General features: G+C 66.8%; 25 protein-coding genes, 1 tRNA gene and 1 pseudogene. 12 read left to right on the top strand and 15 right to left on the bottom strand.

Features of this window, described 5'->3' with window-relative positions; genetic code table 11:
- The first annotated feature begins 52 nt into the window (after nt 1-52).
- Nucleotides 53-1,261: a Fic family protein gene (locus tag LK10_RS10860; protein WP_043123500.1), complete on the top strand. Its 1,209-nt coding sequence runs from the start codon at nt 53-55 to the stop codon at nt 1,259-1,261.
- Nucleotides 1,262-1,318: 57 nt separating this feature from the next.
- A complete protein-coding gene (locus LK10_RS10855) occupies nt 1,319-2,017 on the top strand; it encodes a DUF6308 family protein (protein ID WP_043123499.1) in 699 nt (232 codons plus the stop codon).
- A 286-nt stretch (nt 2,018-2,303) separates the two neighbouring features.
- Here LK10_RS10855 and LK10_RS10850 read toward each other — a convergent pair whose 3' ends face one another.
- The 3 genes from LK10_RS10850 to LK10_RS10840 form a co-directional block, all read right to left on the bottom strand.
- Complete coding sequence (locus tag LK10_RS10850; protein ID WP_043123498.1) at nt 2,304-2,546, bottom strand: DUF3072 domain-containing protein; 243 nt, start codon at nt 2,544-2,546, stop codon at nt 2,304-2,306.
- 70 nt (nt 2,547-2,616) lie between these two features.
- On the bottom strand, nt 2,617-4,356 hold the full coding sequence (locus LK10_RS10845) for an LssY C-terminal domain-containing protein (protein WP_043123496.1): 1,740 nt from the start codon (nt 4,354-4,356) through the stop codon (nt 2,617-2,619).
- A complete protein-coding gene (locus tag LK10_RS10840) occupies nt 4,349-4,984 on the bottom strand; it encodes a DedA family protein (RefSeq protein WP_043123493.1) in 636 nt (211 codons plus the stop codon). The genes LK10_RS10845 and LK10_RS10840 overlap by 8 nt, the downstream gene beginning before the upstream one ends.
- Before the next feature lie 221 nt (nt 4,985-5,205).
- On the opposite strand from LK10_RS10840, the gene LK10_RS10835 reads away from it, so the two are divergent.
- The 6 genes from LK10_RS10835 (at nt 5,206) to LK10_RS22605 (ending at nt 10,297) form a co-directional block, all read left to right on the top strand.
- Entirely contained in the window at nt 5,206-5,838 is a 633-nt protein-coding gene (locus tag LK10_RS10835; RefSeq protein ID WP_043123491.1) for a DedA family protein, read from the top strand.
- A 164-nt stretch (nt 5,839-6,002) separates the two neighbouring features.
- Complete coding sequence (locus LK10_RS10830; protein ID WP_043123488.1) at nt 6,003-6,707, top strand: trimeric intracellular cation channel family protein; 705 nt, start codon at nt 6,003-6,005, stop codon at nt 6,705-6,707.
- A 37-nt stretch (nt 6,708-6,744) separates the two neighbouring features.
- A complete protein-coding gene (locus tag LK10_RS10825; RefSeq protein ID WP_197061912.1) occupies nt 6,745-8,004 on the top strand; it encodes an amidohydrolase in 1,260 nt (419 codons plus the stop codon).
- An 82-nt stretch (nt 8,005-8,086) separates the two neighbouring features.
- Nucleotides 8,087-8,479 (top strand): VOC family protein, encoded by a 393-nt coding sequence (locus tag LK10_RS10820; RefSeq protein ID WP_043123481.1) that lies wholly within the window; start codon nt 8,087-8,089, stop codon nt 8,477-8,479.
- Between the two features lie 151 nt (nt 8,480-8,630).
- Nucleotides 8,631-9,695, top strand: a complete 1,065-nt coding sequence (locus LK10_RS20860; protein WP_052207210.1) for a DUF805 domain-containing protein — start codon at nt 8,631-8,633, stop codon at nt 9,693-9,695.
- Nucleotides 9,696-9,922: 227 nt separating this feature from the next.
- Complete coding sequence (locus LK10_RS22605; protein ID WP_231567727.1) at nt 9,923-10,297, top strand: hypothetical protein; 375 nt, start codon at nt 9,923-9,925, stop codon at nt 10,295-10,297.
- A 10-nt stretch (nt 10,298-10,307) separates the two neighbouring features.
- On the opposite strand, the pseudogene LK10_RS23040 reads toward LK10_RS22605, so the two are convergent.
- The 5 genes and pseudogenes from LK10_RS23040 to LK10_RS10795 form a co-directional block, all read right to left on the bottom strand.
- Nucleotides 10,308-10,553, bottom strand: a pseudogene (locus LK10_RS23040) (SDR family oxidoreductase); the annotation flags it as partial.
- 183 nt (nt 10,554-10,736) lie between these two features.
- The gene (locus LK10_RS10805; protein ID WP_052207209.1) at nt 10,737-11,228 is read right to left on the bottom strand and encodes an SRPBCC family protein; all 492 of its coding nucleotides are present in this window, start codon (nt 11,226-11,228) and stop codon (nt 10,737-10,739) included.
- Between the two features lie 75 nt (nt 11,229-11,303).
- Nucleotides 11,304-11,573, bottom strand: coding sequence for a nuclear transport factor 2-like protein (locus LK10_RS10800; protein ID WP_043123476.1), 270 nt, complete (start codon nt 11,571-11,573; stop codon nt 11,304-11,306).
- Nucleotides 11,567-11,731, bottom strand: a complete 165-nt coding sequence (locus tag LK10_RS21890; RefSeq protein ID WP_156144129.1) for a nuclear transport factor 2-like protein — start codon at nt 11,729-11,731, stop codon at nt 11,567-11,569. Before LK10_RS21890 ends, LK10_RS10800 begins: the two co-directional genes overlap by 7 nt.
- 114 nt (nt 11,732-11,845) lie before the next feature.
- Nucleotides 11,846-12,088, bottom strand: coding sequence for a hypothetical protein (locus tag LK10_RS10795; protein WP_043123474.1), 243 nt, complete (start codon nt 12,086-12,088; stop codon nt 11,846-11,848).
- A gap of 354 nt (nt 12,089-12,442) precedes the next feature.
- Between LK10_RS10795 and LK10_RS20855 the strand changes: the two genes are divergently transcribed.
- A complete protein-coding gene (locus tag LK10_RS20855; protein WP_052207208.1) occupies nt 12,443-13,204 on the top strand; it encodes a response regulator transcription factor in 762 nt (253 codons plus the stop codon).
- Between the two features lie 129 nt (nt 13,205-13,333).
- Here the strand turns inward: LK10_RS20855 and LK10_RS10785 are convergent.
- Nucleotides 13,334-13,420 (bottom strand) — tRNA-Ser (locus LK10_RS10785).
- Nucleotides 13,421-13,614: 194 nt separating this feature from the next.
- On the opposite strand from LK10_RS10785, the gene LK10_RS10780 reads away from it, so the two are divergent.
- Both LK10_RS10780 and surE read left to right on the top strand, forming a co-directional pair.
- The gene (locus LK10_RS10780; protein WP_052207207.1) at nt 13,615-14,634 is read left to right on the top strand and encodes a PfkB family carbohydrate kinase; all 1,020 of its coding nucleotides are present in this window, start codon (nt 13,615-13,617) and stop codon (nt 14,632-14,634) included.
- A complete protein-coding gene (gene surE / locus LK10_RS10775; protein WP_081998453.1) occupies nt 14,631-15,494 on the top strand; it encodes a 5'/3'-nucleotidase SurE in 864 nt (287 codons plus the stop codon). The genes LK10_RS10780 and surE overlap by 4 nt, the downstream gene beginning before the upstream one ends.
- 1 nt (nt 15,495) lies before the next feature.
- On the opposite strand, the gene LK10_RS10770 is transcribed toward surE, so the two are convergent.
- Genes LK10_RS10770 through tadA form a run of 6 tightly spaced genes read right to left on the bottom strand, consistent with a single transcriptional unit; the run spans nt 15,496 to nt 19,420 of the window.
- Nucleotides 15,496-16,380 (bottom strand): DNA-3-methyladenine glycosylase 2, encoded by an 885-nt coding sequence (locus tag LK10_RS10770; RefSeq protein WP_231567726.1) that lies wholly within the window; start codon nt 16,378-16,380, stop codon nt 15,496-15,498.
- Nucleotides 16,381-16,415: 35 nt separating this feature from the next.
- Nucleotides 16,416-17,045 carry a DNA-3-methyladenine glycosylase I gene (locus tag LK10_RS10765; protein ID WP_052207206.1) on the bottom strand — a complete coding sequence of 210 codons (630 nt, stop codon included), beginning with the start codon at nt 17,043-17,045 and terminating at the stop codon, nt 16,416-16,418.
- Entirely contained in the window at nt 17,042-17,743 is a 702-nt protein-coding gene (locus tag LK10_RS10760) for an alpha-ketoglutarate-dependent dioxygenase AlkB family protein (protein ID WP_043123471.1), read from the bottom strand. Before LK10_RS10760 ends, LK10_RS10765 begins: the two co-directional genes overlap by 4 nt.
- Nucleotides 17,740-18,366 carry a methylated-DNA--[protein]-cysteine S-methyltransferase gene (locus LK10_RS10755; RefSeq protein ID WP_052207205.1) on the bottom strand — a complete coding sequence of 209 codons (627 nt, stop codon included), beginning with the start codon at nt 18,364-18,366 and terminating at the stop codon, nt 17,740-17,742. The genes LK10_RS10760 and LK10_RS10755 overlap by 4 nt, the downstream gene beginning before the upstream one ends.
- Nucleotides 18,363-18,860 carry an RNA polymerase sigma factor gene (locus LK10_RS10750; protein WP_043123467.1) on the bottom strand — a complete coding sequence of 166 codons (498 nt, stop codon included), beginning with the start codon at nt 18,858-18,860 and terminating at the stop codon, nt 18,363-18,365. Before LK10_RS10750 ends, LK10_RS10755 begins: the two co-directional genes overlap by 4 nt.
- 47 nt (nt 18,861-18,907) lie before the next feature.
- On the bottom strand, nt 18,908-19,420 hold the full coding sequence (gene tadA, locus LK10_RS10745) for a tRNA adenosine(34) deaminase TadA (protein WP_043123618.1): 513 nt from the start codon (nt 19,418-19,420) through the stop codon (nt 18,908-18,910).
- Nucleotides 19,421-19,792: 372 nt separating this feature from the next.
- On the opposite strand from tadA, the gene upp reads away from it, so the two are divergent.
- Nucleotides 19,793-20,428, top strand: a complete 636-nt coding sequence (gene upp / locus LK10_RS10740; protein WP_043123466.1) for a uracil phosphoribosyltransferase — start codon at nt 19,793-19,795, stop codon at nt 20,426-20,428.
- The last annotated feature ends 16 nt before the right edge of the window (nt 20,429-20,444 follow it).

The raw sequence follows: 20,444 nt of genomic DNA, 5'->3' as shown, positions 1-20,444 counted from the left end.
GCATAGGAGTTGAAACAAAACTTCGACAGGGTTCCCAACTCGGAAGGAGGTCATGGTGGCAGCGACGGAAACCGCAAGAGCGGGCTGGCCCGCGATCGGACACGAGTCCTTGGAATGGACCAGCCGCTACGAGTTCGGCCCCCGCGCCGCACTCGGGGAGCAGGCCAACCGCTACGAGGCTGCGGTCCCGGCCCTGATCCGACAGGCAGAGTACTCGCCGACGGGCAGCGTCGCCGCAGAGCTCGAGGACGCCGCCGTCGCCATCCGGGAGTTCGACTCCGAGCTCGGAGCGGGCCTCGCCCCATTCGCATCGGTGCTGCTGCGCACCGAGTCCGTCTCCTCGTCGATGATCGAGAACGTCTCTGCCAGCGCCCGCAGCGTCGCCATGGCCGAGCTCGGGGACCAGTCCAGGCAGAACGCCACCCTGATCGTCGACAACGTCTCTGCGATGAAGGCCGCCCTCGCCGCGGCCGACGACCTGACGCCTGAGACCATCCTCGCCATGCACCGCGCGCTCATGGCGCACGCCGACCCCGGCCAGGCAGGGAAATGGCGCGAGGAGCCGGTCTGGATCGGCACCAGCGCCCGGACCCCGGTCGGTGCGGACTATGTCGCCCCGCGGTTCGAGCGCGTGCCAGAGCTGATCGACGATCTCGCCGCGTTCGTCAAGCGCAACGACGTCCAGGTGCTCGCCCACGCCATGCTCGCCCACGCCCAGTTCGAGACCATCCACCCCTTCGCCGACGGCAACGGCCGCACCGGGCGCGCCCTGCTGCAGGCAATCCTGCGGGGCAAGGGCCTCACCAGGAATGTCACGGTCCCGATCTCCGCAGGCCTCCTCGTCGACGTCCGGTCCTACCACCTGGCCCTGGACTCCTACCGGGAGGGGGACCCCGAGGCCATCGTGTGGATGGGTGCAGAGGCGGCCTTCCGTGCCATCGAGAACGGCCGGCGCCTCGCATCCGACATCGGGCAGGCACGAGAGTCCTGGAACGGGAGGATCTCGGCCCGCGCCGACAACGCCGTCTGGAAGGTCGCAGACCTGCTCACGCGCCAGCCGGTGGTGACCTCGAAGGTGCTCGAGGACGAGCTCGGGCTCTCCCGTCAGACCGCGTGGCGGGCCATGGGCCAGCTCGAGGAGGCCGGGATCGTCGTAGGCGTGAACAAGCACAAGATGGGCCGCAACTGGCGCTCGGAGGAGATCCTGAACGCGCTCGACGCCTTCGCGCGGCGCGCCGGCCGGCGGGGACGCGCCGACTGAGCGCCGCCGCCGCGCGCCGTCGGCCCGCCTCGGGCGCGGTCGGCTAGCTTTGGGCCCATGACCACCCTCACCGTCGGTGCGCTGACCGTCGAGCTCGACCAGGCCAAGGCCTGGGCCACCGAATACCTGACGTCGCCGCGCTCCAGCTACCCGGCCTACGACGCCTACGAGGGCTCCGGCACCGACTCCCCGCTGCTCGGGGACGCGGACCTGCTGGCCCCGGCGCTGCTGAACGTCTCGCAGAACCCGGTGCCCACCTACTACTCGCTCAAGGACCTGACCCCGACCCTGAACGAGCTCCTCCAGAACGTCCCGACCCAGCTGGCGCTCGACGAGGCGACCGAGGATGACCTGGCGTCGGTCGCCGCCCTGTTCGGGGTCCTCGACAGCAGGCCTGCGTTCGTGGGGATGACAACCCTTTCGAAGGTGCTCTCCCGCAAGCGCCCCGGCCTCATCCCGGTCTTCGACGTGGCGGTCAGGCACTGCTACACCGAGTGCGACGGCGCGCCCGTACCCGTGGAGAAGGCCCGGTCATGGGAGGGCTACGCGCGGGCCTGGCTCGACGCCGTCCGGGATGACCTGGTGCGCCACCACCGGGAGTGGGAAGCCCTGGCGGCCCTCGCCCCGGAAGACCAGATGCCGATCAGCCCGCTCCGGGCCCTGGACATCGTCGCATGGAGGGCAGGGCAGAAGGCATTGGCGGACCTGCCGCCCAAGCGGCGGGGACGGCGCGCAGCCGAAGCCGCACCCGTCTGAGCCGAAAGCGGGGCGGGCCGCACACAGGCATTCATGGACGTCGGATCGGCCGAGTTCGACGCCGCCCCCATCCTGGCCTCCATGGCCCGCGTACCGCGAGCAGATCGCCACGGGCGAGACCGACGCGGACATCGTGTACCAGGAGGCGCGTCGAGCTGCTGCTGACGAGAGGCTGCTGAGGAAGGTCTTGAGGTCAGGGCTATCCAGCAGCAGGTTCTGAAGTTCGCTGAGGCTCTGATCGTCACTCATTCTGACCATCCCGCTGAAGGGGTTTAGGGGGTCAACTTCAGGAATCGGCGTCCCGCGACAACCTGCCACTCTTGTTCTGGAGTCGGTCGATGTGCTCTGAGGCCTGGGCCTTCGTGAGGTCCGCAGGGAGCTCCTCGCCCGCCTCGCGGGCCAGGGTGTCGAGGTAGCTCCGCTGGGCGGCGGTCATCGGCTCGTCTCCGGTCACCCAATCCTCTGGGTCCCGGCTGATACCGGCCCCGGGCTCAGGCGTCGGGCTGCCGAGTGTCTCCTTATCACTCATACCGATGTCGGTTCCCGACGCGCCTTCGGCCAAACATGGGGGACGCCCCGGCTGGGTCCCGAAGGGCGCCCTAATGCAGGGTGACGAGTTCGGCTTTGCCATCCGTGAAGAACTCATCGCCGCTGCCGTTGTGTCCCATCTGGGGATGGGTGAACGATATGAGGTGGTCGGGGTAGCCGAGGGATCCGATGATGTAGGCCCGCTCGGCGTCGATGTTGGGGTCGATGTGGTGCGTCGGGATCTTGGCAGCCCCAGCGAACTCGATCCCGTCGTCGAAGCTCGCCGTGGCTTCCCAGACCGGACGACCGTCCGGAGCGGTGTAACCGCTGCGCCAGATGCGGATGTGGTGGCGTTGGCGCAGGGTGTTCGAGGCAGTCGCCTTCTGGAACGCGACGGCCTCGGGTTCGGAGGCCATGAACGAGGGCGTCACGGGCGCCGTCGGGTACTGGCCGCCTTGGAACCCGACAGCGAAGGCACGCAGGGTATTCGCCAGCGTTGAACGGTCGGCCTCTTCCCAGCCGCGGCTCTCGAAGGCATGCACGAGCTGGTCCTGCGTGCCGACGAAGATGAAGCTGGCCGGTTCCATCGTGTCCCCGGTGAGGGTCTCGCTGTACACGGGCAGCCGAGCGAGCGAGGAAGAATCGAGCGAGCCCAGCGGCTGGGTGCGCAACTGCGCCGCGTGGGCTTCGGGGTGGATCAGCAGGGGGGCGCTCACCACGGCGAAGACGACTCCCAAGGCAGGGACGACGGCGAGCAGCCTCCCCGGGGTGATCGGCCGTCGTCGTCCTCTCATGATCGGGAAGCGGGCGGCGATTTCAAGGGTGCCGATGACGGCGGCGAGCACCGCGCTGCCAAGGAGCATGCTGCCCCAGACGTCGGTGGTCCAGTGGACGCCGAGGTAGACCCGGCTCATGGCCACGAGCAGCACGACGAGCAGATAGGCGGCCACCGTGGCCGCCTTCGCGGCGGTGGACTTGAAGGCCTTGAACAGCAGGTAGGCGATGATCCCGTAGGCGAGGGTCGCGCGCATCGTGTGGCCGCTGGGGAAGCTCGGGGAGGTGTCGATCAGAACGGCCAACGCAGAATCCGGACGCGCCCTGTGCACAATGAATTTCACCGCCGAATACAGCAGCTCATTCCCGACGACGACGGCGACGACGACGCCCGCGAGGAAGCGGCGGCGCCTCCACCACAGCACGACGACGGCGAGAACGGTGACCAGGACAAGCGTCTGGGCGTTGGCGAGCATGGTCGCCGCCGCGAAGAACGACGTCTCGCCGGGTGTCCGGACCAGAGGCATCAGGTTCGCGATCCGCTGGTCCACCTGCGTGAACGCGCCGTGGGTGACCACGGCGACGGCGAGGCTGAGGAAGTTCCCGAAAGGGATGGCCGCGACCACGACGGTCGCGGTGAGCCAAATCCCGCTCGGTGTGTCGAGGCGGAACCGATCCCGCAGCCACCGCAGCCAAGGCGATCGGGAGGCCCTGAATCTGACCACGTACTCGTTCGACTCGAGCCCGGTCCACGCGGACTCGCCCAGCGACCGCAGCATGGCCGAGGGCTTGGCGAGCGCTTGGATGAGGGCGTAGACGAGTACGGCTATGAACACGACCTCGAGGAAGATCGCGGCGAGGAACAGCATCGGGGAGACGAAAAGGGAAAGCGTCCTGACGGCGTAGAGGCTCGCCAGGATCAGCACCACCGCCACGAGAGCCAGCACAAGGTGGGCTGCCGCTCCGCCGCCCCTCGGCGCTGGGGCCCTGTTCCCGCCCGCGTGCGTGGCCGTGGTGGCGGGAGAGGTCTCAGGCACCGGAGGCTTCCCCGCGTTCCTCACGGCGTTCTCGGCGGGACTTGCGCACGCGCCAGACGATGACGGCGATGATGGCCAGGACCACAACGCCTGCGGTGATATCCCGCCCGGCAGCCTTGGCCACTGCCTCATAGGACGCCCCGGCGAGGAACCCGAGGAGTACGTAGCCGATGCCCCAGGTGAACCCGCCGAGGGCGTTGAAGGCCAGGAACTTCAGGTAGCGCATCCGGGAGGCCCCGGCGAGAGCTGGCATGACGGCGCGGAAAAACGCCACGAACCTGCCCAGGAAGACTGCCCATCCGCCGCGGCGGCGCAGGAAGTCTTGGGCGTCGTCGAGCCGCTTTCGGTGTTTGCGCAGGGGTTTGGAGTCGAGGAAGCGCGGACCGAGGTGCTTGCCGATCTCGTATCCCACTGAATCGCCGGCGATCGCGGCCAGGACCACGAGGGGGGCCATCAGCCACACCGTGGCCTTGCCCTGAGAGGCGATCACACCGCCGAGCACCGCCGCGGTCTCCCCGGGGATGACGAACCCGACGAAGATCGCGTCCTCGGCGAACACGAACGCGAACACCAGCACATAGGCCAGCAGAGGGGGCATCCCCAAGATCACATCGACAATGGCGCCCATAGGCTCCTCTCATTCCTCCCCATCACACTGCCATTACCCAGCCTCGCGAAGCCTGCCCGAAAGGAGGCAGGCCACCGGATTCATGCTCGCCCCCTCCGTCTAAGGGGATTCTAAGAAGCGGGCGGAGGCGGCTTCTTAGAGCCGTCTTAGATGGCTGCGTGCACCATGGATACGAAGGCGCCTTCGCCTACGACGCATTGCCTATTGGGAGGACCCGGACCATGCCTGACCTGACCTCATTGCTGTCCGGCTCCGGACCGTGGCTGATCGCGATCGTCGCGGTCATCATGTTCATCGAATCGGGCCTTCTGTTCCCGTTCCTCCCCGGGGACACCCTCCTGTTCTCGCTCGGTGTCCTCGGCCCGCACCTGCCCCTGCCGCTCCCGGTGCTGGTCCTGGTCGCGGCCGTGGCGGCGATTGCCGGGAACGAGGTCGGTTACCTGATCGGAAAGGCCGTCGGACGGCGGTGGTTCCGCGAGGATGCCCGCATCCTCAAGCTCAAGCACCTCGAAAGCGCCGAGACCTTCTTCGCCCGGTACGGCGGCCGAGCTCTGGCCTTGGCCCGCTTCGTCCCCGTGGCCCGGACCTACACTCCGCTTGTCGCCGGCGCGGCTCGGTACCCTCGCAAGAAGTTCCTGGGATGGAACGTGCTCGGCGCCATCGCGTGGACAGTCGCGGTGGCCCTCGTCGGGATGTGGCTCGGCAAGGTCGACTTCATTGCCAAGAACATCGACATCCTCGCCACGCTCCTTGTCTTGGTCTCCGTCGCGCCGCTCGGTATCGAAGCCCTCCGTCGGCGTGCCAAGGCCCGCCGGGAGCCCGTGCCGGTTCCCGTCGAGAGCGACGTCGACTGACCCAGCTCGTCCGCCCTACCGGTTCTTGATGCCTGCCCGCCCCGATTGGGGCGCCGGACTGGGGCGGAGGGCCGGTGTGGGGGAGTATCGTCGGGCACGGCAGGCTCGCGGCGCTCATTCCGGGACGCGAGGCAGACGGTCTGGCCTGAGGGGCGGTGTGAAGCTTGGGGTTCGAGGCCGCGGGAGTGTTCGACGTCGTCGACCTCGTCGGCGTGCTGGCTAACGGGATCCTCGGGGGCGCCGTCGCGCGGCAGCTCCGCTTCGACCCGATCGGGTTCGTTGTGCTCGCGGTGCTCTCGGCTCTCGGCGGCGGAATCATGCGCGACACCCTGCTCCAGCACGGCTTCCCGGTGGCTCTGACCAACCCCGCCTATCTTCTGACTGCGGTGCTCGGCGCGGCCGTGGCGTTCCTGGTGCGTCTCGACGGGGTCTGGGCCACGCGCGTGCTCCTCGTCGCCGACTCCCTCTCGTTGGGCTGTTGGTCGGCGACCGGCACCGCGAAGGCGCTCGGCTTTGGTCTGGGCTGGCTGCCTGCGATGTTTCTGGGCCTGCTGACTGCGGTGGGCGGAGGAATGGTGCGGGACATCGCCGTCGGGCGCCTGCCTGCGATCTTCGGCGGCAACACCCTCTACGCCACAGGAGCCCTCATCGGCAGCGCCGAGATGGCACTCCTGTATCCGCTGGGCCAGCAGAACCTCGGGTTCGCCCTCGCCATCGTTACCGGCTCCGCCGTGAGCCTTGTTGCCCGCCGCCGTGGTTGGAGGCTACCCGAGCCTGTTGAATTCAGGCTCGGGGCGCTGCCCGGATTGCGGTGGCCCCGCCGTCGTCCGGAGGCCCCCAACGGGACGGACGAAGGCCAAGTGGAGTGACCTCCAAGGAACTCGTACTTCGGACAGGGAGATGAGCATGTCAGCATCGGTGAGCACCGTCCTTTCCGGACAGCCGGACATCAAGGCCTGGCAGGAATCGCTGTACAAGGACCTGCACGCGCACCCCGAGCTGAGCCATCAGGAGTCCCGCACCGCCGGCATCGTTGCCGAGCGGCTGAAGGAAGACGGGTTCACCGTCCACGGGGGTATTGGCGGGACTGGTGTGGTCGGGATTCTGGAGAACGGGCAGGGGCCCACCGTCCTGCTGCGGGCCGACATGGACGCGCTGCCCATCGCCGAAGCAACCGGGCTGGACTATGCGAGCACGGCCGTCGGTATGGATGCCGCTGGCCGCGAGGTGCCGGTGATGCACGGCTGTGGCCACGACGTCCACGTCTCATGCCTGCTCGGCGCGGCTCGCCTCATGGCCCGAAGCCGCGGCTCCTGGTCGGGGACGCTCGTAGCGTTGTTCCAGCCAGCCGAGGAGACAGCGGACGGCGCGCGGGGAATGGTCGACGACGGGCTCGTCGCGCGCATACCGCGGCCCGACGTCGCGCTCGGCCAGCACGTCCTCGCGCGCCCCGCGGGCACGGTGAGTCCGCACCCGGGCGCGTTCCTCTCGATGGCCGACAGCGTGCGGATCACCTTGTTCGGGCGAGGGAGCCATGGTTCCATGCCGCATCTCTCCATCGACCCGGCCGTCCTGGCCGCAATGGTTGTCGTCAGGCTGCAGGGCATCGTCTCGCGCGAGGTCCAACCGGGGGAGTTCGCTGTCGTCACCGTCGGGCGGATCGCGGTTGGGGCGAAGAGCAACATCATCGATGACCATGCCGTGCTCGAGCTGAACATCCGCACGTACGACACCTCGATTCGGGATCAGGTCCTCGGGGCGATCGAGCGCATCGCGAGGGCCGAGAGTGCCGCGTCGGGATCCTCTCGGGAGCCGGAGTTCGAGGTCTACGACAGCTACCCGCTCACGCATAACTCCTCCGATGTGACCCAGCGGGTCACCGATGCCTTCCGTGACTACTTCGGCGGCAGCGTGACCGACTACGGGAGGCAGACGGCGAGCGAGGACTTCAGCGCAATTCCCTATGCCTTCGGGATCCCCTACACGTATTGGGGAGTTGGCGGGATCGATCCCGGTCTGTACCGGGCTGCGGAGGAGCACGGCACCGTAAGCGCGGACATCCCCGGCAACCACTCCCCACGCTTCGCCCCGGTCATCGAGCCGACGCTTGAGACCGGAACCGCCACGCTCGTCGTGGCCGCGCTCGCGTGGTTGGGGGAGGGGTAGCCGCGGGCTCTCACGATCGGCCGCCCGCGAGCCGCTGATCCAGCGCCCTCCGTCCTGAGCAACCGCTGTACCGTGAGGTTCCATGGAGATGCGCTTGGAAGTCGTGCAGGTACCGGTGGCGGATGTGGCGAGGTCGAAGGCCTTCTACACAGAGAAGCTCGGCTTCTCCCTCGACCACGACGTCGAGCACATACCCGGGATGCGGGTCGTGCAGTTGACGCCTCCTGGCTCTGCTGCCTCGATCGTGATCGGCACAGGGATGACAGGCATGCGCCCGGGCAGCCTTGAAGGACTCCAGCTCGTGGTGCCCGACTTGGGTGAAGTGCGCGCCGAGCTCTTGAAGCGCGGTCTGGAAATCAGCGAGGTCCAGGACATGGGAGGGGTCCAATTCGCGTTCTTTGCCGACCCCGACGGCAACCGGTGGGTCCTCCAGGGGGAGACTCCTGCAGAGACCAGAGCCGCCTACTCGGGGTGATGACTGACGAAACGGGGTCGCGTACGCGTCCGACGGGAAGACCTCGGGCTAGGGTTCGGCGTCGGAACGTGGCACTGAGGTAGGACTTCTTGCGCTTCGGATCCAATACGCTTGTCCCAATTGGGGGCAGTGGCGTTTAGGGGGAGTCGTCATGGCAATGCAAGAGCAGCAGCGAGGGCAGGAGCAGTCGCTCGATCTGCCGCTCTACGGGGCCACGTTCCGGGAGGCGTTCCGAAGGTTCTGGCTGAAGGACTTCACGTTCACCGGCCGGGCCAGCCGCAGCGAATACTGGCTCGTGTACAGGCTCGGTGCCATCGTGAGCATCCTGTCCTACGCCCTCGACTACGCGGTGACTGCTCTGAAGGATCCGGTCATAGGGTACAGCGTTCTGGTCCTGATGCTCACGGTCGCCGTCGTTTGCATGGTCCCCGGGCTCGCCCTCTGCGTGCGCCGACTCCACGACGCGAACTTCAGCGGGTGGTGGCTGCTGCTCGGGCTCGTGCCGTTCGTCGGCTCCATGGCGCTGCTCGTGATGTTCACGCGGAGGACGAACCCGCTTGGCGTGAGGTTCGACGTAGTCCGCGCGCGGCCAACTGCGCCGCCGATCCCCTTGGCTCCCGGGCTTGCGGGGCCTCCGCCCGTGGACGGAGGCGGGTCGCTGCCTCGGCCGACCGCCCACGCTGCTCCTGCGCAGGGGGCGCGGTCCGAGTCGGGCAGGTCAGGAGCGCGCTGGGCACTTGCTGGCCTCGGCGCGCTCATCCTCGTGGTCGTCCTCGCGGTAGCGGCGTCCTCGCTCTTGGGGTCGGTGGGCCAGGCGGCTCCCGCCCAGTCTGCGCAGGAGCAGGCGACACCTGAGGCGAATCCCTACTCCCTCCCTGTCGACCCGCGGGAGGACGCGCTCCGGGCCCAGCTCAAGGCGGACCCGAGCTGGGAGCAGTACAGCGACGGCCTGTTCATCAAGTGGGAGCCGGGCAAGTCGGCCTGCCAAGGCGTCGGAGCGCACGGCTGCGCGACGGCGCTGCTAGAGAACATCTCGATGGTCCCGTGCGAGGGGGGAACCATCGAGATGTCCCTCATGAGCAACGGGAAGCGGGTCTGGAGCAGCTCGGCCAAGTTGCCAGAGCTGTCCCAAGGCCTCCCGACAGAGATCGGCGTTCCCTTCGACCCCAGCCTGCAAGGGGACAGCGTGAATCTGGACTGGATTGACTGCAGCTGACCCGGTTCGCTCCGCGGCCGTGACCCCATGTCCCCTGAGATTCGCTGCGCCTGCTCTCGGAGGAATTCGTTCGCGGCCTTAGGGATGATGCCCCGTTGGCGGAGCGGCTTATCGTCCCAGCTCACGTCAACGGTGTCCTGCAGCAGCCCGTTGCCGAACACCGTTGACAGGGCGTCGTTCGGACGAGCTAGCACGCGGACGGCGAGCCGGGCCAGAGCACGGGGAACATGCCGGGCCTTCATGGGGCGTCCCGTGAGTTGCCCGGCGATTTCCACGGCCTCGTTCTTGGAGAGCGCCTCGGGGCCGCCGAACTCGATCACGCCCGGTGGCTCGGGCTCAAGCGCGACTGCCGCGATGAGGGCTGCAACGTCGTCGGTGGCCACGAAGCGGAGCCGATTGCCGCCCTTGCCGATGATCAGCGCTTTCCCGCTGGCCATGTCGAACCTGCCGAGCGGGCCGAGGTGGATCTCTTGGAAGGAGTCGGGACGGACGATGACCTGCTGCATCGACGAGCGGGCAAGGAGATCCTCGGTCGCCTGCTTGGCGTGCTCCAGAGCAAGCCTTCACGAGGGAGGCCATTCCCTCTTCGTCAACCTGCTTGAGGGTCGCGAGGCTTGTACCCTGGAGCCGCCTGACGATGGTGCTTGCGGTAGCGACCACGATGTCGGCCCCTCGGCAGGCTGAGTCCAGGCTGACCCCGTTCGTGAGGTCGCTGCGCACCACCTCAGCGCCAACCTCTCGCAGCGCTCGGTCGTCGCTCTGCCACCGGACCAGAGCGCGCACGTCCTGCCCCTTGGCCCGCAGCAGGCGGACGACTCGCCCGCCGAGCTCCCCGGTTCCGCCCACCACCAAGATCATCCTGATCACGACCCTTCATCGCATCCGCACCTGTGTTGAACACCGACCCGTCAGGCACCGTGAGGTTCCCGCCGAATGCCAGGACGTGAGAGCCCGGTGCTTCCGGGAGCCGGAGCCCGTCGGACAACCAAGACTGAAGGTTCCCCCGCTAGTCGTCCGGGCCTGATGCCGGATGAAACGGAATCAGACTGGTGTCAGCCCCTGTTCTCCGTGAAGGCGTTGGGCGCTCCCGTCCTGCCCGGCGAGGATCTGGGCGAGGGTGGCAAGGTTCGTTCGCATCTGCCTCGCGCCGACCTCGCTGACGGCAGGGTCTCCGAGGCCGCCGAACACACCACCAAGGCCCGTGGCGGCTTCAAGCCGATAGTGCAGCCTCGTCCCCCCGGCCTCTGGAGAGAAGGTGTAGGTGGTCGTGAAGCTGATCTCTCCTTCCACCGATTTGGCAACGTGCTTCTTGGGGCGGTCGTGTTCGATGACTTCGACCACCCAATGGAAGGTCTGGCCGAGGATCTTGCTTGTTCCCCTGATGTGGGAACCGACCCGGGAGGCACCGTCGCCGTCGAGTTGGGCGGTGAGGATGGTGGGGTCGAACACCGGGAAGTGGGTCGGGTCGTCGAGATAGTCGAAGACTGCCTCTGGCGGTGCTGCGATGAAGACGTCCTCGTCGGTGACTGGCATTGGATCCTCGATTCAGTTTGAGAGTTCGATCACTGGGCGGTTCGGTCGGCGTGAGGTCTGGGTGCCCGGCCGCGTTCAGCGCCAGAAGGCCTCTTGGGCCTCGGCGTCGTACGGGTAGGAATGGACGGCGTGGATGAGCCCATCCCTTACGGTGAAGACGTTGCAGAGGAAGTTATTGATCGACTGACTGCCGCGCTCGGCCCTGCTGTTCTGCAGGACGAAGACGTGTTCGTCGCCTTCGGCTACGTCCATGGCGGTCGCTCGGTAGGTCGAGCCTGTGAGGGCAGCGAGCTTGGACAGGAAGTCATGCAGGATGGCCTGAGCCGGCCACTCTTTCGTTACCACCACTTGATCCTTTGCCTGCCGATGTACTCGCCGCTGAGCGCGTGCCGCCCCGGCATGGTCCACACGGCATGGGGGACGAACAGCTCCGCGGCCTCCGCGGCCCTGCCCGCTTCGAAGAGTTCGTAGGCGCGGCGGACGAGGTCCTTGTTCGTTTCCATAGTTGTGTCTCCTTGATGTTCTTTTTGCGAGAGCTAGGGCCGCGCTTGGATTCTGGGGCTCCTCGCCCAGTAGCCCCGCTACTGGCGGCCGGGCGAGGAGGGTATTTGGACAGCTCAGCTGATTCCGTACAGGTCGCCGGGGGCCGCGCCGCGGAGCACGGCCACTTGGCTCGGGATGGAGGTGGTCGGCGTGCCTTCTGTCCCGGTGCCCAGCCCGACGACTACTGCCGCCAGCACAACACACAAGCCGACAAGGATGGAGAAGAGGCGAGCCGCGGTGACGGCTTTGCGCTCAAAGCCGAGAGATGCAGTGAATCCGATGTCGGGTGAATCTGCGCCGGCGCGATAGGCGTTCATGGCTGATCCTGATTTCTTGTCCTGAATTCGGCGGTCGCGAATTGAGCGAGGTGCGTTTGGGTGAGCTCTTCTTTGGCCGGTGGATGCAAGAGCCCGGTGGGATTCTTCGTGAGGGTTTCGCTTTTCGCCTTCATAGTCCCGCAGACTCAAAAACGGGTGAATACGCACTTGTGCGTATGGCGCTGGGTTCCTACTCTCATTGGGTGGGACCGAGCAGCGAGTTCCCCCGCAGGCATGTTATGGAGGCCCACTCCACCTTTGTGCAGGCCCGCCGCAGAGGTGCACGCCCTCCCGGAGACCCCGTTCCCGGCATCGACCCCATCGACGCTCTCAGGCTATTGAGAGGCGGATGAGATGGATCCTTCGGCTGACCTCGCGGCGCAGTTGAACCACCTGCCCGACAGAGGGACCTATCTCAAGGCGGCGAGCGACATGCTGGCGGCCATCTTCCCGTCGAACGTCGTCTCCCGCGTCTCTTTAGACGTAAGCGAGCACGCGTCCGAGATCCGCTCCTATCCGAATGATCATCCCTTCGGCAAGCAGGCGGACCGGCTGATCGATGTCTACGCTGACCATCCGATGAGGATCAGCTTCCTAGACGACTCCCTGCCGGACGTTTGGAGGCCGCGCCGTATCAGCGATGTGGCCTCGGACCTCAAGTTCTTCCGGACCCGGGCGTTTCAAGAGGGCCTTCGTGTCCACGAGACGAACAGGGAACTCGCGTTTCTGTGCAGCTGGTCTTCGCACAGTAGCTATGCGGGCTGGGGGATCAACCGGTGGAACGTGGACTTCACCGACCAGGAGGTTGAACTCGCCGCGCACATCCAACCCATGCTGCGGCTGCTCGACACGGCCTACCGCGACCCCGTGCCCCTCTCTGAGGGGACAGCGCAGGCTGAGCGGTACGCCGTCACCCCCCGCGAACTGGAGATTCTCCAGCTCGTCGGGAAGGGCCTAACGGGAGTAGCAGTAGGGCACCTCTTGGGCATCAGCCCGAGGACGGTGGCCAAGCACTTGGAGCACGCGTACGCGAAGCTCGGGTGCACTAACCGCATCGACGCGCTCAGGGTGCTCAGGGGCAGTGATGGAACTAGGTGGACCTCGCGGCGTAGCTGATGGGCCTTCCCGACCGCGGGGGGCAATCAACTGGAGTCGATGAGAGTTGTGGGCAAGAACGTAGACAGTCTTCTCGACAGACGCGACGAAGGCCCCGACATCCGCAGATGTCGGGGCCTTCGTGCTGGGCGGTGGTGGAGGGATTTGAACCCCCGTTGGCTTTTACACCAAACATCATTTCGAGTGATGCACCTTCGGCCGCTCGGACACACCACCAGCAGGCATCCACTTTACCGGGATGGCGTCTCCAGTCCAAACCGAGCCAAGAGCGGGGCCTCGACCGCCGTCGTGGTCCGGGGGTCTTCGTCCATGGGTAGGCAACCGGCTCACGGGTAATACGGCCTTCGAGACAGTCCGCTGCGGTTGCGAGCGACCGCACTATCAGCCACCGCGCTACCGGAGGAGGAGCCGTGGAAGATCAGAAGCCAAGCGCCGAGGCACCACCCGTAGACGTCGTCGTATTCGCCCCGACCCCAACGCTGACCGTCACGATCGAGGAAGTCGAGGGCGCTCCGGACATCCACCTGCATGCCGGCGGGCAAGGGGTCTGGCAAGCGCGCATGGCGAAGCTGCTGGGCAGCGACGTCGCATACTGCGCCCTGCTCTCCGGGGAGCCCGGGCGCGTGATCGGCCACCTGCTCGAGGATGAGGGGATTCGCGTCAAATCGGTCTCTGGTCACGCTGCCAGCAGCGCGTACGTCCACGATCGGCGCGGAGGACGTCGGGACGAGATCGCTGCCGCCCCAGGAGACCGCCTGTCCCGCCACGAGCTCGACGAACTACACGGCCTCGTGCTCCGCGAGGGGCTCCTTGCCAAGACCGCCATCCTGAGCGGAGCGCCACGCGACGATGCCGTGCCGGTCGACATGTACCGAAGGCTCGCCTCGGACCTCCGCTCGGGAGGATGCCGCGTCATCGCGGACCTCTCCGGCGACAGGCTGGAGGCGGCGATCGCGGGCGGCCTTGAGCTTGTCAAGGTGGCACATGGCGAGATGATGGCGAGCGGGCGGGCCGAGAGCGACGATCCTGACGAGCTCATCCGGGCAATGCGCTCCATGGCTGCGGATGGGGCTAAAGCGGTGGTCCTCACAAGAGGTGCAGAACCAGCCTTCTTCTTGGACGGGGACAGAGTCTCGGAAGTCCGAGTCCCCGAACTCCAGGTCGTGGATGAGCGCGGCGCCGGTGATTCGATGACAGGAGCCATAGCTGCAGCCCTTGCAGCCGGAGAAGACCTCCAGACGGCGGTGGTGCTCGGCGCCTCCGCAGGCGCCAACAATGTCACAAGACACGGCCTGGGCAGCGGCGACGCGGACAGCATCCGCCGGCTTGCGGACCTCGTCGAGGTCGTCCCCTTTGACGAGGGGAGACAGACTGGGCCGATCGAGCAGGCTTCCCCGGACGATCTGGCACGGAAGGCGAGGGTCCAATGACTCAGGCAACTTCAGCTCGGACCGTGCTCGTCACGAACGACGACGGCATCCAGTCCCCGGGTCTTCACACCTTGGCGGGGCGTGCCCGCGACCACGGCTTCAAAGTGATAATCGCCGCGCCCGCCCGCGAATCGAGCGGCAGCAGCGCCTCGATCACCGCAGTTGAGGACGAGGGCAAAATCCGCATCGAGCGGCGGGAGCTGCCCGGCCTTGACGGGGTCGAGGCGTTCGCAGTCCACGGAACACCCGGCTTCATTTCGATGATTGCCTCCCACGGAGCGTTCGGCGCCGTCCCTGAAATCGTCCTTTCTGGCGTGAACCGGGGAGCAAACGTTGGAACCGTCATCCTGCACTCGGGAACGGTGGGCGCCGCCCTCACCGCTGGCTCCAACGGGGCACGTGCGCTCGCTGTCTCGCTCGACACAGGAATCAGTCCCGCTCGCCTCGAGTGGGAGGTTGCGGCCGATGCGGCGATGGGCCTCATGGAGTTCCTGCTTGAGCATCCCGTGGGAACGGTACTTAACCTCAACGTGCCGAATCGGCGGGAAACCCCCTCGTACCGGGAGGCGTCCCTCGCGTCCTTCGGCATCGTCCAGACAGTCCTGGCCGAGCGGGGCCAGCAGCATGTTCGCCTTTCCATCTCGGACACACAAGAAGTTGCCGAGGAAGGCACTGACTTCGCGCTCCTTGCTCAGGGATTCGCGCCGGTCACCGCACTCCAAGCCATCAATACGGCGGCTCTTAGAGGAGAGCTGCCGGAGCGTCCATCACCAGGGGCGGATGCACAAGCGGCGGATGCGCAAGGGGCGGATGCGGGATCTGAGGGGGAGGACGCTCGGGAACCAGCTGGTCAGGGCTGAATCAGAGACGTGTGTAGGCGGTGTGCGTCCAGAGGTGCATGAGGGCGTACGCGCGGTATGGGCGCCACGCCTCGGCCCGTACGGTCGCTTGCTTTGCCGTAACGCCGCCGAGGGCTCGCCGCAGGACAAGATCTCCCGGAGTGAAGGCGTCGCGGTCTCCGAAGCGGACCGCAAGGTAGTCGACGGTCCACTGGCCGATGCCAGGCACTGCGAGGAGCGCTTCCCGGGTGGGCATGCCAAGTCCGTCATTCGAGACGAGCCAAGCCTGGGCAAGGGAGAGCACGGTCGCTGCGCGGGCGGAAGTGAGCCCGACGGCGGCGCGAAGCTCCTCAGCGCAGGCCTCGGCGAGCACCTTCGCTTCTGGGAAGCGCCGAAGCCCGCTCTGCACGGGCTCGCCGTAGGCAGCGACTAGGCGCCCGGCGAAGGTCCTGCCCGCGGGCAGGGAGACCTGTTGGCCAAGGACTGTCGTCACCGCGCTCTGAAAGGGGTCAGGGGTACCGATCACCCGCAGGTTCGGGCGCGACGCCACGAGCGGTGTGAGCATGGGATCCGCGTCGAGGACTCGGCGGATCGGTTCGAGATCCGTATCGAGATCGAACCACGCCCGGATGGTGGCAGACAGGGCCGCCAACTCGTCATGGTCCGTGAGGGAGGGGGCCATGGCTTCGAGATGGTTCTCGATCGTGAGATCGATTCCACCCTCGTCGAAATGGAGGAGGACGCGCTGTGGGCCGAAGCGGCTGGAGACCAGCCGCGAATGGGTGCGGGCCCCGAGGTCCGTCTGCTCGGCTCCAGGCACGGTGTGGGCCGCGAGGCTCCCGAGGATCGCATCGGGCTCAAGCCCACCTAATGCCTCGAGCCGCACGCGCCACGGCAGTGCTGCCACGGATTCCCCGACCCGCGTCATCTCCCCGCCCGGCATCACGCCCAGACGCCCGACGTACCGCGACGGTGGCTGTCCACGAGATGGGTGTCAATGATGCCGACCGCCTCCATGAGGGCGAACATGGTCGTCGGGCCGACGAACGAGAAGCCCTTCTTCCGTAGCGCCTTCGAGAGGGCAATCGACTCGGGTGAGCTCGACGGGATCTCAGCCAAGGAACGGGGCGCCGGGGTCGACTCTGGTTGGAAGGACCACACGAATTCGACGAGTCCGCCTTCCTCTCTCAGCGCGAGGGTCGCCTGGGCGTTGCGAATCGTCGCCCTGATCTTGGCTCGGTTGCGAATGATGCCCTCGTTGAGCATGAGCCGCTCGACGTCATCCTCGGTGAACGCCGCCACGACCTCGGGATCGAACTGGGCGAACGCCTCGCGGAACGCCGGGCGCTTCCGGAGGATCGTCGCCCACGAGAGACCTGCTTGGAATCCCTCGAGGCTGATCCGTTCGAAGAGTCCCTGCTCGTCCCGAACGGGCATACCCCATTCGGTGTCGTAGTAGTCCCGAAGAAGAGAATCTGTGCTGGCCCAGACAGGGCGGCCGAGCCCGTCCTCCCCGATGACAACTGTGCTCAGAGGGCTCGGTTCGGAGGCCTCAACTATTGCTTCGCTCATTGGGTCTCAGGTTCCCTTCGTTCGGTGTCGCGCAGGCCAGTGACGCGCAGGGTGATATTGATACGCCCGTTCTGGACTCCGCAGCCCGTGGGAGCCGTTCCGGGGAAGACCTTGGTGATGCCGTGAAACGCGAGCCGCGACGGGCCGCCGAAGACGAAGAGGTCCCCCGATTCAAGGGAGAGGTCTTCGTAGGGACGCCCTCGGTTCTCCGTGTTCCCGAAGCGGAACGCGCAACTGTCCCCGATTGAGAGGGACACGACCGGCTCCAGCGACACCTCGTCGCGATCCTGGTGCATGCCCATCCGTGCTTCGGCGTCGTAGAAGTTCACGAGCGCCGTATCGGGCGTGTACAGGTCGGCCGCGGAAGCCGGCATTCCATACGCCTCCGCGACCGCCCGGTGTCCGAGCCGGACCATCCAATCGGGGAATGGCAGAACCCGCCGCCCGTTCACGTCCGTTGCCTCGCGCGTGTACTTGTACGGCTGCCAATGCCACCCTAGGCACACCGTCTTGACCGACATCTCGTGGCCCCGGATCTTCGCACCTCGAAGCGGCACAGGGCCGGCCGTCCATTCGCGGAAACGCTCCGCGATCCACGCCTGCTGCTCGATCGAGAGCCAGCCCGGCAAGTGTACGGCTCCCGGAGCGACCTCACGGCGCGGCCGATCGAGGAGGTCATCGCCGAACAGGGCATTCACGCCGCGGCCGCCTCGAGCCGAAGCAGGGTCGTCTTGGCGTCCAGACCGCCGATGTAACCCCCGAGGCTCCCATCAGAACGGAGCACTCGGTGGCACGGCACGACGACCGGCAGCGGATTCGTCGCACACGCTGTCCCGACTGCCCTCACCGCCTTGGGGTTGCCGACCGCGCGGGCTACTTCCGCATAGCTCTCGGTTCGACCGAAGCCGATCCCTGACAAGTGCTGGAGCACGGTGCGCCGGAAGCCAGCCGAGAGGGCAAGGTCGATGGGGAGATCGAAGACGTGGCGCCGCCCGGAGAAGTACTCCTCGACCTGGCGTGCGGCCTCACCGAGCCGCGCGGGGGCTTCGAGGATCCGCGGGCTCAAGCGTTCCGAGAGGGTGTTGAGCACGGCGTCGAGGCCCTCACGCTCGTACGCGACCCGGACCAGGCCACGTTCCGTCGATGCGAGCAGGAGCTTCCCTACCGGGGTCTCCACGATCCGGTAAGCGACGTCGAGGATGCCCTCGCGCGAAGCACGCTCGGCGAGCCCAGCATGGAGACGGCCGAGGACTTCGGGTTCGACGGTGATGAGTTCGGGGGCAAGGGCGATATCGACGGGGCCCAACTCGGTGTTGTTCATGCGCTTTCTCCTTCTGGCTGCGAGGCCACGAGGCGTGAACGGAGCGACTTGAGGCCGTCCGAAGCAGCGCGCCGGGCTGCGGCAGGAGTGCCGCCGACAATGGCGGCGATGTCATTGAAGGCCAAGTCCGCGAGGTAGCGGTAGGCGATGACCCTCCGTTGCTTGTCGGGCAGCCTGGCCACGCTGCTCCAGAGTCCGCAGCCATCGTCTCCGGAGCCAGGGACGCCGTGAGGGGAAGGCGTCTCAGGAACGGCTTCGATGGGCACGGGCCGCCTTCCATTCGACCTCATGGCGTCGATGCTCTTGCGATGGGCGATGGTCACAAGCCACGCCTCCTTATTTGCGTCGGGAGGGAGCTCGGGGTACGCGCGCAGCGCGGCGAGGAAGGTTTCCTGCCATACGTCTTCAGCCTCCGCGGGTCCCACGACAGCTCGGCACACCCGCAGCACCGTGGCGCCGTGCAGTTCCACGAGCTTTTCGAAGGGCTGTTTCATGTCCATCACTTGGTAGACGCTGTGGGGGCAGGAAATGTGAGGTTGGGTTACCGATGGGCCGCGAAGAACTCCCGCAGCAGCTCCGCGCACTCTTCGCCAAGCACTCCTCCATAGACTTCCGCCCGGTGGTTGAGCCGCCGTTCCCGGAGGATGTCGAAGACGCTGCCGGCAGCGCCTGCCTTCTCGTCCCACGCACCGAAGACGACGCGCGGAATGCGTGCGAGCACGACCGCGCCCGCACACATCGCGCAGGGCTCGAGCGTCACGACGAGCGTGCAGTCCTCGAGACGCCAGCCATCACCACGATCGTGGGCTCTGAGCGCGCCAGCGGCAGCGCGGATTGCGAGAACTTCGGCGTGCGCGGTGGGGTCGGCGAGCGCCTCGCGCTCGTTGCGCCCAACCCCGATCACCTCGCCGCCGGGATCGACGACCACGGCGCCGATAGGCACGTCACCGGTCGCGAGGGCGGCCTTGGCCTCTTGGATCGCCACCCGCATCCACGCTTCATAGGAAGGCGTCCCGTAGGGGGACGCGTCGAGCGCAGACTCCGGGGCGGCCATGCTGTCAATCATAGGTTCGTGCTGCGCCCCCTTATTTGCACAGGGCTGCTTATTTGCACAGAGCTGCGGCGCCGGGATGGCCCGGCGCCGCAGCCCTACACTCGCTTCGGAATGCTGGATTCACAGGACCGTCGCCCAAACGGCGACGACGGCCATGATCACCCCCCAGGACGCAACCAGATGACTCCACCGTGGATTCGGCCATCGAGCAGCCAACCACATCCCGAACAGGGCCCCCGTCCCTGCGGTGGAGTATGCGAGCAAGGAGACCATTAGCGCCTTCATGACGCGTCACCTCCTCACCGAGGAAGGGCACCAGTGTACTCCCGGGAAGAGGCCCGGCGGAGGGGGCCGGATGATAGTTTGGCAGCCATGCGCACCCTCGTCGTCGACCACCCGCTCGTCGCCCACAAGCTGACGGTCCTGCGGGACAAGAACACGCCCAGTCCGGTGTTCCGGCAGCTCACCGAGGAGCTCGTGACGCTCCTCGCATACGAGGCGACGCGCGAGGTGCGCACCGAGACGGTCACGATCGAGACTCCCATCACGAGCACGGCCGGCACCGCCTTCACGAAGCCGACGCCGCTCGTCGTTCCGATCCTGCGCGCAGGGCTAGGCATGCTCGAGGGCATGGTCAAGCTCGTTCCGACTGCAGAGGTCGGATTCCTGGGCATGGCCCGCGATGAGGAGACGCTCGACATAGTCACCTATGCCGAGCGGCTTCCCGAGGATCTCACGGGCCGGCAGGTCTTCGTCCTCGACCCCATGCTCGCCACGGGCGGGACCCTGAGCGAGGCAATCAAGTTCCTGTTCCGCCGCGGCGCGCGGGACGTCACCTGCATCTGCCTCCTCGCAGCCCCCGAAGGCCTCGCACGCTTGGAGAAGGGGGTTGGGGACGCGAACGTGAGGGTCGTCCTTGCATCGATCGACGAGCGCCTCAACGAGAAGGCATACATCGTCCCCGGTCTGGGGGACGCGGGCGACCGCCTCTACGGACTCGCCAAGTAATCCCAGGCGGCCACGC

The organism is Sinomonas humi (assembly GCF_000802235.1).
GTDB classification, from domain to species: domain Bacteria; phylum Actinomycetota; class Actinomycetes; order Actinomycetales; family Micrococcaceae; genus Sinomonas; species Sinomonas humi.
Note: the sequence above shows the minus strand (reverse complement) of the source record. Positions and strands in the feature narration are given on the sequence as shown.

Coding starts and splice junctions, on each gene's coding strand:
- LK10_RS10840 (WP_043123493.1), bottom strand. CDS start 4,984: ATGGGCGCCATTGTCGATGTGATCTTGGGGATGCCCCCTCTGCTGGCC.
- LK10_RS20855 (WP_052207208.1), top strand. CDS start 12,443: ATGGATCCTTCGGCTGACCTCGCGGCGCAGTTGAACCACCTGCCCGAC.
- LK10_RS10755 (WP_052207205.1), bottom strand. CDS start 18,366: ATGAACAACACCGAGTTGGGCCCCGTCGATATCGCCCTTGCCCCCGAA.
- LK10_RS22605 (WP_231567727.1), top strand. CDS start 9,923: ATGCCGGGCCTTCATGGGGCGTCCCGTGAGTTGCCCGGCGATTTCCAC.
- tadA (WP_043123618.1), bottom strand. CDS start 19,420: ATGGCCGCCCCGGAGTCTGCGCTCGACGCGTCCCCCTACGGGACGCCT.
- LK10_RS10825 (WP_197061912.1), top strand. CDS start 6,745: ATGTCAGCATCGGTGAGCACCGTCCTTTCCGGACAGCCGGACATCAAG.
- LK10_RS10860 (WP_043123500.1), top strand. CDS start 53: ATGGTGGCAGCGACGGAAACCGCAAGAGCGGGCTGGCCCGCGATCGGA.
- LK10_RS10835 (WP_043123491.1), top strand. CDS start 5,206: ATGCCTGACCTGACCTCATTGCTGTCCGGCTCCGGACCGTGGCTGATC.
- LK10_RS10795 (WP_043123474.1), bottom strand. CDS start 12,088: ATGAACGCCTATCGCGCCGGCGCAGATTCACCCGACATCGGATTCACT.
- LK10_RS10765 (WP_052207206.1), bottom strand. CDS start 17,045: ATGAGCGAAGCAATAGTTGAGGCCTCCGAACCGAGCCCTCTGAGCACA.
- LK10_RS10750 (WP_043123467.1), bottom strand. CDS start 18,860: ATGAAACAGCCCTTCGAAAAGCTCGTGGAACTGCACGGCGCCACGGTG.
- surE (WP_081998453.1), top strand. CDS start 14,631: ATGACTCAGGCAACTTCAGCTCGGACCGTGCTCGTCACGAACGACGAC.
- LK10_RS10805 (WP_052207209.1), bottom strand. CDS start 11,228: ATGCCAGTCACCGACGAGGACGTCTTCATCGCAGCACCGCCAGAGGCA.
- LK10_RS20860 (WP_052207210.1), top strand. CDS start 8,631: ATGGCAATGCAAGAGCAGCAGCGAGGGCAGGAGCAGTCGCTCGATCTG.
- upp (WP_043123466.1), top strand. CDS start 19,793: ATGCGCACCCTCGTCGTCGACCACCCGCTCGTCGCCCACAAGCTGACG.
- LK10_RS10820 (WP_043123481.1), top strand. CDS start 8,087: ATGGAGATGCGCTTGGAAGTCGTGCAGGTACCGGTGGCGGATGTGGCG.
- LK10_RS21890 (WP_156144129.1), bottom strand. CDS start 11,731: ATGGAAACGAACAAGGACCTCGTCCGCCGCGCCTACGAACTCTTCGAA.
- LK10_RS10850 (WP_043123498.1), bottom strand. CDS start 2,546: ATGAGTGATAAGGAGACACTCGGCAGCCCGACGCCTGAGCCCGGGGCC.
- LK10_RS10855 (WP_043123499.1), top strand. CDS start 1,319: ATGACCACCCTCACCGTCGGTGCGCTGACCGTCGAGCTCGACCAGGCC.